Source organism: Acidobacteriota bacterium (assembly GCA_003225175.1).
Lineage (GTDB): Bacteria > Acidobacteriota > Terriglobia > Terriglobales > Acidobacteriaceae > Gp1-AA112.
Window position 1 is genome coordinate 67,120 of the sequence record QIBA01000044.1, and the last position, 11,941, is coordinate 79,060.

Sequence of the window (11,941 nt, forward strand, 5' to 3'; positions counted from 1 at the left end):
GTACGCTCTCCGAAAATTCACCCTTTCACTATAGCTGAGAAGGTGAAAACTCCTGATTGGTTTCACATTGCTTTTGCCGGAAGCGACAACACACGCCAAGCTGAGGCGGCGTGCTTCCCCTCGGTTCATTCAAGCCCATCAGACCACGAAGTACTTGGCGGCAGGATGGTGAACAATGATGGCCGAGGTTGACTGTTCCGGCTCGATTTGGAACGTATCTGTCAATGTGACGCCAATCTCTTCGGGATGGAGGATCGCAAACAGCTTCGTCTGATCCTCAAGATTCGGACATGCCGGATAGCCGAAAGAGTAGCGCGATCCTCGATACTTCTGGTGGAACAAGTCGGTAATCCGGGAGGCGTCATCGCCGGCGATTCCCAATTCCTTGCGGATTTCACGATGCATATACTCCGCCAGCGCTTCTGCAGTTTCTACGCTTAATCCGTGGAGGTACAGATATTTCGTGTAATCGCCCGATTCGAACAGCCGTTTCGTCTCCTCGCTGGCGCGATTGCCTACAGTGACCACCGAAAATCCAATTACATCGATTCGAGGCGAACCCACCGGCTCGAAGAAGTCGGATATGCAAAGCTTGCGGCCTTCGCGTTGTCGCGGGAACGTGAAGCGCTGAATTTCACGCAGGTTTTCGAAGCTGTCATATACGATGACATCATTACCCCGGCTGTGGCAAGGATAGAACCCATACGCCACTTTCGGCTCCAGCAAGCCGGACGCAGCCACCTCCTTTTGCAATTCGAACTTGATCGGCTTGTACTTTTCCTCGACGAGCCTGGCATAGTCGGTCGCAGAAGCCGTCTTGAGCTGCCACTGATTTTTAAACAAAGCAGTGTCGTTGATGTACGAAAAAATTTCGTGGAAATCGAAATCCGTACGCACAACACGGCCTACGAACGGCAGCCTCGGAATGTCCGGAGCACTCGTCACCACTGCCGAACGCTGCGTCGAAATTTGGCTATCATACGCGCCAGCGGCTGCAGCCCTTGCAAATTGCTTTATTATCCGACCTTCTTTCAGACGAGCTTCTCGTGCGCCGTTTTCAGACGTGAGGTCGTCCATGATGTGGAGCCCCGCGAAGGCATCATCCGCATAAAAAACGGAGTTCGAGTATTCGCGGCGAAGATCGTCTTCTACGTATTTGCGCGTGAGCGCTGCGCCACCACATATCACGGGATACTGCAGGCTCAGCCGCTGCAGATCCTGGATCACGTACTTCATCTCCAGGGTGGACTTCACCAGCAATCCACTGAGCCCGATCGCCTGAGCGCTGTGTTTCTGTGCTGCCGCGATAATAGTGTCGGCCGGTTGCTTAATTCCCAGATTCACGACTTGGTAGCCGTTGTTGCTGAGAATGATGTCCACTAGGTTCTTGCCGATATCATGGACGTCTCCCTTCACTGTCGCGAGCACAATCGTGCCCTTGCGTGAACCTTCTACTCTTTCCATTTTGGGCTCGAGATACGCGACAGCTTGCTTCATTACTCCCGCCGAGTCGAGCACCGAGGGTAACTGCATCTTGCGAGCACCGAACAGTTCGCCAACTGTCTTCATCCCGTCAAGCAAGACAGTATTGATAAGATCTAGCGGCTCGTACGTAGCTAACGCATCCTCGAGAACCGCCTCGAGCGACTGCTTTTTGTTGCCATTGCCAATGGTCTTTTCACCATTGATGATGCAATGCTTCAGTTTGTCTTCAACCGGCAGACCGCTGAGATCCTCACCTTGAGCCTCCGCCTTTTTGGTGACTCCCGAAAAAAAAGCCATGTAGGCCTGCAGCGGATCGCCATTGCTCGTGTCCTGGAAGATCAGCTTGCGCGCGATCTCCACCTCCGCTTCGGGAATTTTGTAGAGGGGATAAATCTTCGAATAATTTACGATCGCGCAATCCAACCCGCGATCTACGGCCTCGCGTAAGAAGACGCTGTTCAGCACGCGCCGCGAATACACCGAAAGCCCGAAGGAGATGTTGCTCACGCCGAGAATCGTCCGGCATTCCGGCAATTCCTGCTTGATTCGGCGGATGGCCTCCAGAGTCTCAATACCGGCACTGCGATATTCCTCTTGCCCAGTCGAAATCGGCAATGTCAGTGGATCGAAGATGAGATCCACCGGGCGAATCCCGTACTTCTCGGTCGCGAGCTTGTGAATGCGCTGCGCGATCGCAACCTTTTTATCCGCGGTAAGGGCCATACCTTCTTCGTCGATCGTCAACGCGATCACTGCCGCTCCATAGCGCTTCGCCATTGGCAGGACTTTGCTGGTGCGCTGCTCGCCGTCTTCCAAATTAATCGAATTGATGATCGCCTTGCCGGGAATGCGTTTGAGCGCAACCTCGACGACGTCAGCTTCGGTGGAATCCACCAGAATCGGCGCAGGCACACGCGTGGCGACCTTCTCGAGAATCGAACTCATGTAGCCCTTTTCGTCTTCGCCCACAATGGCACAGCACAGATCGAGCATGTGCGAGCCTTCGGCTACGAGCTTCTTCGAGAGCGCGAGAATCTCGTCGTACTTTGCTCCACGCACCAGATTCTTAAAATGCTCGACCCTCGTCGTGGTGTTCATCTCCTCGGCCACGACAACCGGCTGACCATCGAGCTCGAGCGGAACAGATGTGTAGGCACTTGCCGTTTCTGATCGCGGCTTCACATTGCGCACTGCCGGCTGAAGGGATGCACATGCTTTCACCACAGCGTCGATGTGCTTCGGCGTAGTGCCGCAGCAGCCACCGACAAGCTGTACTCCGTACTCCTCGATGAAGCGTTTGTGATACTCAGCCAGCTCCTGAGGAGTCAGCTTATAGACGGTCCGACCGCTTTCGTTTTGCGGCAAGCCTGCATTTGGTAAGACCGAAATGGCCTTCGTGCTGTTATGACACAAGTAACGAACGGCATCGTTCATCTCCCTCGGACCGGTTGCACAGTTCAGGCCAATAATGTCGACGTCATAAACATCCAGGATTGCTGTGGCCGCATTGATGTCTGTCCCAAGAAGCATGGTCCCATCTTCTGCATTCTGCAGAGTCACTTGCACTTGGAGAGGCACACGCCTCCCTGCAGCCTTCATTGCATCGAAAGCCGCGGTGATCGCAATCTTGGTCTGCAGAATATCCTGCGATGTTTCGATCAGTAGGACATCCACACCAGTTTTAATCAGCGCCGTCATCTGCTCGAGGTATGACGCGAGCATGTCGTCGAACCCGATGTGTCCGAGGGACGGCAGCTTAGTCGTAGGTCCTACTGAACCGGCAACAAAGCGTGGACGCTCCGGCGTTGAGAATTGAGCTGCAACTTCGCGCGCAAGTCTCACCGCTGCTTGGTTGATCTCAACGACGCGGTGCTGAAAACCAAACTCCCCGAGCACGATGCTGGTGCCACCGAAAGTATTGGTTTCAATTACGTCGGCGCCCACACGGAGATATTGCGTGTAGATGTCGCGAATCATCTCGGGACGGCTGAGGTTGAGAATTTCGCTACAGTTTTCCTGGCCCCAAAAGTCCTCGAGGGACGGATTCATTTCCTGAATCAGAGAACCCATCGCACCGTCGTAGATGACCACGCGCTCGCGAACAGCTTTTAAAAACGGCGATTCCACTTGATTCCCCAAGTTGACTGCGACATCGGATGGCTTCGCGCCATCGGATTTCGCCACTTTGTACATTGAGACTCGTGTAAGGGGCACAACACGTGGTCGTGCCGGACGGACACAGTTTTCAGTGGGCTTGAGACCCGCGCATTTGCATTCGGCGGTTCATGATGCTGTACTCCGTCCAATTCCATCTCGGGGGAACGAGTAAGGGAAGCCTCAGAAATCGAGCGGCTACCCGCAATTTTAAAACAAAAGTCCTGCGAGCTGCTTAAAAATCGGCTTACGAAGCCGTTACCACTGCCCTGCGGCCTTTCTCCCATTTCCGCCCAAAGCCTCCAGCACATCCGCCGCGGAGGCATATCGTCCCAGCGGCGCGCTGATCTGCGCTCCCTGCACCTCTCCCCGCACTGCCACCAACATCTCGCGAGCTACAGCGACTCCCTCCGCTCGCGCTGCTTCCGAATTAGAAGCCGAGGCCATGCGGGTGAGGATTGAATCTGGGACCGACACCCTTAGTTCGTTCTTCATGAACTCCGCGTTGCGGATGCTTACCAGCGGCCAAATGCCGGCAAGCACAGGTATACGGACATGTTCGATGCGGCGCAAAAATGTCTCAAGTAACTTCAGATCAAACACGGGCTGCGTAACCGCATACTCAGCGCCCGCTTCCACCTTGTATTCGAAGCGCCGAATCTCTTCGTCGATGTTGGGTGCTCCTGGGTTCGCGCCCACTCCAATCACGAAGGCAGTAGCATTCCCCATCGGGTTCTCGCCAACATCCAACCCCCGGTTCAAATTGCGGACAATGTTTACCAAACCAATCGCATCCACATCGAAAACCGCCGTCGCGTCGGGATAGTTGCCCATCTTGGGCGGGTCGCCGGTGATGCAGATCAAGTTTCTAATGCCGATTGCGTAACCGCCAAGCAGATCTGACTGAATGCCGAGCACATTGCGATCTCGACAGCTGTAGTGCAGCACGGTCTCGATCCCAACCTGCTGCTGGATGAGCAAACAGAGAGCCTGATTACTCATGCGCGCTGATGCCCTGGGACTATCTGGGATATTGATCGCGTCGATGCCTACCGACTTGAGGTAGCGCGCGCCCTCTATCTCCTTGAACGGATTCACCCCTTTGGGGGGAACGATCTCGACCAAGGTCACGAATTCTCGCGCCTTCAGCTTCTCGCCGACTCGCGAGCGGTTCTGAATCGGAACTGGCTGAATCGCCGAAGGCGCCTTGCTGTCGGCTGACAGAGAGGCCGGTGGTCGCTTCGCGTTTGTTACGCGAATGGCCGACTTCATCACGCGAATGTGCTCGGGCGTAGTTCCGCAGCAGCCGCCGACAAATCGAACACCAGCTGCGACAAACTTACGCGCATAACTCGCCATGTACTCCGGCGAGCATAAATAAATGTTGCGACCTTCGACGTTGCGCGGCATGCCTGCATTCGGCATCGCGGAGAGAGGAGCAGTGGTGACCTGACGAAGCCGCTCGATAGCATCAAGCATCGCGACTGGCCCAACGCTGCAATTGATTCCCACAACATCGGCTCCCCAGTCGGTGAGCTTCGGGCCAAAAACTTCGGGGGTCGATCCATCGAGGCAGCTGCCGTCCTCGTCAATCGTTACCTGCGCGACTACGGGAGCGTCGGGATTAACATCGCGCGCCGCAACGATGGCTTGATGAAGTTCGTCAAGAGATCCGAAGGTTTCGAGGATAAGAAGGTCAACACCTCCCTCAACCAAAGCTTCAATCTGCTGCCGGAAAGAGTCGCGTGCTTCCTCCCGGGCGATTTTTCCCAGAGGCTCGATACGTACTCCCAAAGGCCCCACTGCCCCTGCCACAAGGGACTGAAAACTCTTTGCTGCCTCCCGTGCGAGGCGGGCACCCGCCAGATTGATGTCGCGAACCTTATCTGCACAACCATGCCGCGCCAGCCGAAAGCTGTTGCCCCCAAAAGTATTCGTTTCTATGACTTCGGCTCCAGCGTGCAGGTAGTCCTGGTGGATGCCCAAGATCAGCTCCGGCTGGGAGAGATTAAGCTCGTCATAACAGCGGTTAATAAAGATCCCTCTGGAATAAAGAAGGGTGCCCATTGCGCCATCGCACAGAACCGGATGCGAAGAGAGAACCCCGACAAAAGCTGAATCAGATGAGCTCATAGAAGCAGGCAGATTCCTTCCATATTACCTGAGTAGTTTCGCCCAACTCGGAGCACCGTGAATGAACAGAAAACTGCCCTAAAGTAACTTACTCAATGCTCGCTAAGGTATTCGTTCGTTGACGAGCATCTCTGGCCAGGAACATACTTTTCCACAGACTCACGTCTACATCTTCTGTGTTCTTGGAGTTTATGCGTAAGCCCGGCCCTAAATCCCTGCTTGTCGTGTGCTTTCTGGTCTTGCAATCCCTTATTCCACTCCACTCCCCAGCCCAGGGCGCAAGGGTCCGACCCGGAACCCAGGCTGCTGGAAACAAATTGGCGGAGTCCGACTCGAGCGAGGGGGAAACCCAAGACGCAGACGCCGACGATCCGAGAGGCCGAGAAGAGTGGTTCCGCAGCGGACGCCACGCAGCCGGAGAGCGCGCATCGGACTTGCTCCATCGAGCCTATGTCCAAAAGCGGCAAATGACGCTCAGCTCCCAAGGTATGACGCAACAATCCATACAAAGCGTCTCCAATCCCGGACAGAGCACCGCGAGCGGATTTGCCTTTTCTGGCAGCACATATCTCCCAAATGTTGCCTGGTCCAACTTAGGCCCCGCTCCCATCGGCTCAGATTCGAGCCAAGATTATGGAAAGGTGGTAGGGAGAGTCACATCAGTTGCCGTCGACCAGGGCGACATTAGCGGAAATACGGTGTACATCGGTGCGGCATTTGGCGGTGTGTGGAAGTCAAGAAACGCGGCAGCGGCCGATCCTACGACGGTGCAATGGAAACCACTGATCGATGATCAGCCCAGTCTGGCTGTAGGTGCTGTAACGGTTCAGCCGGGGACCACAGGGAACAACGCCGTCGTGATCGTGGGAACAGGAGAGCCTAACAGTTCAGGCGACTCCTATTATGGGATGGGAATACTGCGCTCCACCGACGGTGGACAGACTTGGGCTCCGATCATTAGGACCGCCGATGCGGGTGCGAAAACCTTCGCGGGATTGGGCACCAGCAAGTTTGCTTGGAGCACAGCGAATCCAAACCTGGTCGTCGTGGGAATGGGATCGACCAATGGAAAGCGCTACGGATCGGACTCTGTAGGTGGGCGGGGAATCTACTACTCGCAGGATGCCGGACAGACTTGGCATTACGCAACGGTACAAGATCCGGGCGCCGTTACGCTGACCGAAGGGACTGTTACCGACGTCGCATACAATCCCGGAACGGGAAGGTTTTACGCTTTCTATCGCTACCATGGATTTTACGAGAGCGCTGACGGAATCACGTGGAGCCGTTCGGCGTTCCAGCCACAAAGCGCTGCGAGTCCCAATCTGACGGTTACGAATTGCCCTACGAGCCAGCCGAACCCGAATCCAACGGGCAATTGCCCTCTCTATCGTGGTCACATCTCCATCCAGCCCACGACCCTTGAGATGTACGTGATCTATGTAAACGACAACGACATTCATCAGGGCTTATTTGTCACGAGCAACGGAGCAACGACGGTTTGGCGAGAAATTACGAGCAAGAGCACAGCAGGGCTTGTGGACACGAGCTCAAGTAATCAAATCGTACAAGGCGATTACAACTTGTGGATGGCAGCGATAGCGACCTCGCAAGGCACTGACTTGTTGATTGGCACTCGAAATATCTATAAGTGCTCTTTGACAGGAACTCCCGCCGACTGCAGCACAACGTGGAAGAACCTCACACATGTCTACGATTGCAATCCCATCGCACAGCCTTCTCACGTGCATCCTGATCAGCACGGATTCGATTTCAATCTTACGAGCCCACACCAGATGTATTTCGTTAACGATGGTGGCGTTTATCGTTCGTTGAATGGCGCCAACGGCGACGGAAGCTGCAATGCGCAACAGGTCTTTGACAATCTGGACGCCAACATCGGTTCCTTGTCAGAGATGGTTTCGTTCTCTCAACATCCAACGAATCCGAATGTTTTGCTTGGGGGATTACAGGACAATGGTACGCCAGCTCTGTTGGGCAGCGGCGCGCAGTTATGGCAGACAGTCAATGGGGGGGACGGTGGCTTCAACGAAATTGACCCCAACAATCCAGACGGAATCTGGTACGCGACAAACACAGGAGTCTCAATCCAACAGTGTGATGCGACCAACAAGCAAGCAGCCCCCAATGGCCCAGGCATCCCCAACGCCGAAGCCTGCAACCCAGGCGCCTTCGGCGCTGCTCCATACCCGGCTCAAGGTCCTAATATCGGAACACAGCATGTCGCGAACGACCCCGCCGAATTCTATATGCCGTTCATATTGGATCCGGCGAACACAGCAAATCTGATCCTCGGAACTTGTCGCTTGTGGCGCGGACCGGGAGTGGGTGGCAATTCCTGGCTAGATTCTACTGGCGCGGCGAACAAAGACGTCAGCCCAATGTTCGACAGCACGAAGACGACCTGTATTAGCGGGACAACCAAAGTTCGAGCAATCGCCGCGGGCGGTCCTGCACCGAACGGGATCTCGCAAGTTCTCTACGTGGGACTGGAAGGCACTGGCACGGTTAGCGCCAGCGGGGGCCTCCTCGGCCACGTGTTCGTGAATACGCAGGCCGATGTGAACACGGGAACCCATGGGGCTGCAAACGGCTGGACTGATATCACTTCAAACATTGCGGCAGTTTTGACGACATCAGGAGTAACCTACGGACCTTACCCAATATCGTCTATAGAGGTTGACCATCACGACACGACCGGCAAGACTGCCTATGTCACGGTCGAGGGTTTTGGAGTACCCCACATATTCAAAACCACAACTGCGGGTTCATCGTGGAGCGATATCACCAACAACCTGCCGGACGCTCCGGTAGATTCCATCGCGGTAGACCCTGATGATCCAAATGTGCTTTATGTAGGCAGCGACATTGGAGCGTTCATAAGCTTGAACGCGGGCTCCTCATGGGAGATTCTCGGCATCGGCCTGCCTAATGTCCCAGTGACAAAGATCCGGGTTTTCGGCAGCAACACCGTCCAACCCAAGCTACTTCGCGTTTCCACGTACGGCCGAGGTGTATGGCAGTTCGCTCTTCCTCTTCCGCCAGCGGTCGATCTCTCGCCAAACCCGGTCGCATTCGGGAATCGGTTAGTAAAGACGACCTCTGCCGAGATTGTAACCGTCACGAACAATTCGGGTTCAGCGATAACAATTGCGAGTGTTGCCCTCGGAACTCCCGGCGGGACTGACTTCGCTGTGAGTAACAACGGCTGTCCGACGACTCCGGCAACACTGGCCAATTTAGCCGCGTGTCAGATTCAGGTCAGCTTCACGCCACAGAGCACAACATCCGAAAGCAATACCATCGTGATCACCGACTCCGCTGCCGGCAGCCCTCGAGCGATACCCCTAAGTGGCACTGGCATCGTTTCGGCCCTTTCCCTTTCCACATCGGCGCTCACGTTCACCGGCTCCGTTCAGAACGCTACTTCGGCTCAAATCGTAACTGTGAACAACACAGCAACATCTAACGCAACCATTACGGGACTGAGTATTACAGCACCGTTTACGCAGAGTGGTGGAACCTGCAGCGCAGGAGCTTCGCTCGGTGTTAATGGAAGCTGCACCATTCAGATTATCTTTATGGCCACTAGCGCGGGACAAGCTAACGGAACACTTACCCTGACCGACCTCAACGGCGTGGCACAGATCGTGAATTTGATTGGAACGGCATCCGATTTCGCCATCGCTGTCGGTACTGGCGGGAGATCGCAAACAGTGAACGCTAGTCAATCCGCTACATACAACTTCAATGCGTCGGCAGTAGACGGCTTCAACGGCACAGTGACTTTTGCCTGCACCAGCGGATTGCCCACGGCGGCCAACTGCACCTTCTCCCCATCGACATCGGTTGCCGTGAGCACTACAACCGCGGTCACGCTAACCATCTCCACAATGGCGCGTTCCAGCTCTCAGCCAACTCCAATATCCGGCTTCCTGAGTTCGCCTCCGCGCGGGGGCAACAAGCCTGCAAAACTGATGATCGTGCTTGGACTTCTCACAACCTTGGTGTTGGCTTTGCGTGGGACGAAAGGAAGGACTAGGAACCTCGCGATCGTCAGCGTAGTCGGTGGAATTATGTTGCTTCCGGGGTGTGGAGGCGGCGCGTGGACCAGCATCCCACCACCGGTAACGGGAACACCAGCAGGCACTTACGCAGTGACGGTTACCGCCACATCAGGCAACCGCAGCATCCCCACCACTCTGACGCTGAAGGTGAATTGAGACAAGCACCCTGAAGCGAGGAAGTACAAGTTCGAGCCGGCACCGGTGCAAGCAGCAGCCAAAGGAATCACCAAAGCCTGGGGAGCTTTGATGTTCTTAGCGTGTTTATCTACGGCGAACGAACTACGTTCACTGCTACCACGAGGAGGTACTGAATGCAAGAAATCCTGGATCGCGAATCAGACTCTGTGCCGCGCAGCTCAAGTCAGGAATATCAGAATGGAATCGAGCAATGGATGAAAACTCGGCAATTCACTGCTAATTCACTCTTATTCACTGTTCTGAGACGAACGATGGAAAGTTACTTATCTTCTAAGGGATTGGCAGCGTTGGGAGTTGCCCGATATTATCCGTCGCTAAGAAGCAACAGTGTCGAAGAAATTCACTGTTAAATTCCCTGTTCTGATTGCCGCCGCGTAGTCTTGTCGCATTAGCGGTCGGTTGTCTTCCGCGAAAGGGGATCTACAACTTGGTCAGTGTGGCGATCAGGATTGCAGAAACCCAGCATCGATTGCAACCGTCTGGCCAGCAGAGCTCGGAAACGCTGTCCTGGGAGAACTCGATTGGTAATCTTTCGGCGGTAGCGAAGCTACGCGCCCAAAGTGAACTTCAGAAGTCACCGCCGGCATATAACAATATTCAGGGATAATTCTCTGAATTTGAGCGCGCAACCGGTCATCATTAACTGTGTACAACAACGCTTGAAGAGTCTCTAACTGAGACTTCAGTTCAGGCCAACTCGGAACAATTCCTGAAAGGCGTTTGATCCTGTCGCACGAGGTCGAGAGTACTTGCTCATATTCGTAGAAAAGCTCCTCGTGCAACTTCTCTCCAGGTCGTAAACCCGTTAACTTGATCCCCGGATGCCTTAGGGTTTGAAGTCCGCCGAACCGGCGAAGCAGGGTGTCTGCCAAGTCACCAATGCGAATCGGCTCGCCCATCTCTAGCACAAGAATTTCACCACACTTTCCGATCGCCGCAGCCTGCAGCAACAACGATACGGCTTCACCAACTGTTATAAAGAGGCGTGTGGCTTCAGAGTCGGTAACTGTCAGTGGTTTATTCTCCTCGATCTGCTTCAGAAACAGTGGCACCACGCTACCGTGAGAGCCGAAAACGTTTCCAAAGCGAACCGACAGGCATCGCATGCCTCGATCGACCGCAAGGATTAATTCTCCCAAACGTTTGGTGCATCCCATGACACTTGTAGGATTTACCGCTTTATCGCTGGAGATCAGCACAAAGGCTTCGCAACTAGCAGCCTCGCAGATATCAAGGAATCGAATCAATCCAAATACGTTGTTTTCCAGCGCAGCTCGCGGATTCTCTTCCATGATGGGTACGTGCTTGTATCCCGCCGCGTGGAAGACGATTTGTGCGCGATGGATGTCAAAAATGTTCTTTACCGGATCAGAATGTGTGAAATCCTCAACACAATAAACGATTGCAGCATCGCGATAATTTTCACGAAGTTGCGTCTGCAAGTAAAAGAGACCGGTTTCACTGTGATCGATGCATACGAGCTTTGCCGGCTGGCATTCCAAAATCTGGCGACAAAGCTCAGAACCGATTGATCCTGCTGCTCCCGTGACGAGAACTATCTTGCCGGCAAAAATATGACGTACCGAATTCAAGTCAATTTGAAAATGTTCCCGGCCAAGCAAATCATTCCAGTCAATGGCAGTCAACTCGCCCAATGGGGCCTTCGAACACTGAACCATTCGATTTGGTAAATGCTTTCGCCTGTCTTGGCGCGATTCCCTAGCTTCCGCACTGAGCGCCTTTCGCTGTGCTTTTCGCAAGCTCGAAGACTTTGACCTACTCCGTTTCGCGCTCATCAGAAGGGCTTCAGCATTTCCCCAGGCAAATTTGGGACTCATCGGCTCGATTTGACACCGGTTGGACAGCGAAGGGACGCAGTGTAC

At 54.4% G+C, this 11,941-nt stretch carries 5 protein-coding genes; 2 read left to right on the forward strand and 3 right to left on the reverse strand.

From position 1 onward, the window contains the following. Positions 1 to 138: 138 nt before the first annotated feature. Positions 139 to 3,678: a methionine synthase gene (gene metH / locus DMG62_11645; protein PYY22816.1), complete on the reverse strand. Its 3,540-nt coding sequence runs from the start codon at positions 3,676 to 3,678 to the stop codon at positions 139 to 141. Positions 3,679 to 3,897: 219 nt separating this feature from the next. Further along, on the reverse strand, positions 3,898 to 5,772 hold the full coding sequence (locus tag DMG62_11650; protein ID PYY22817.1) for a bifunctional homocysteine S-methyltransferase/methylenetetrahydrofolate reductase: 1,875 nt from the start codon (positions 5,770 to 5,772) through the stop codon (positions 3,898 to 3,900). A gap of 191 nt (positions 5,773 to 5,963) precedes the next feature. Between DMG62_11650 and DMG62_11655 the strand changes: the two genes are divergently transcribed. Next, on the forward strand, positions 5,964 to 10,016 hold the full coding sequence (locus tag DMG62_11655) for a hypothetical protein (GenBank protein PYY22818.1): 4,053 nt from the start codon (positions 5,964 to 5,966) through the stop codon (positions 10,014 to 10,016). 155 nt (positions 10,017 to 10,171) lie between these two features. Beyond that, complete coding sequence (locus DMG62_11660) at positions 10,172 to 10,408, forward strand: hypothetical protein (GenBank protein PYY22819.1); 237 nt, start codon at positions 10,172 to 10,174, stop codon at positions 10,406 to 10,408. A 93-nt stretch (positions 10,409 to 10,501) separates the two neighbouring features. On the opposite strand, the gene DMG62_11665 is transcribed toward DMG62_11660, so the two are convergent. Beyond that, the gene (locus DMG62_11665) at positions 10,502 to 11,896 is read right to left on the reverse strand and encodes a hypothetical protein (GenBank protein ID PYY22820.1); all 1,395 of its coding nucleotides are present in this window, start codon (positions 11,894 to 11,896) and stop codon (positions 10,502 to 10,504) included. Positions 11,897 to 11,941 lie beyond the last annotated feature (45 nt).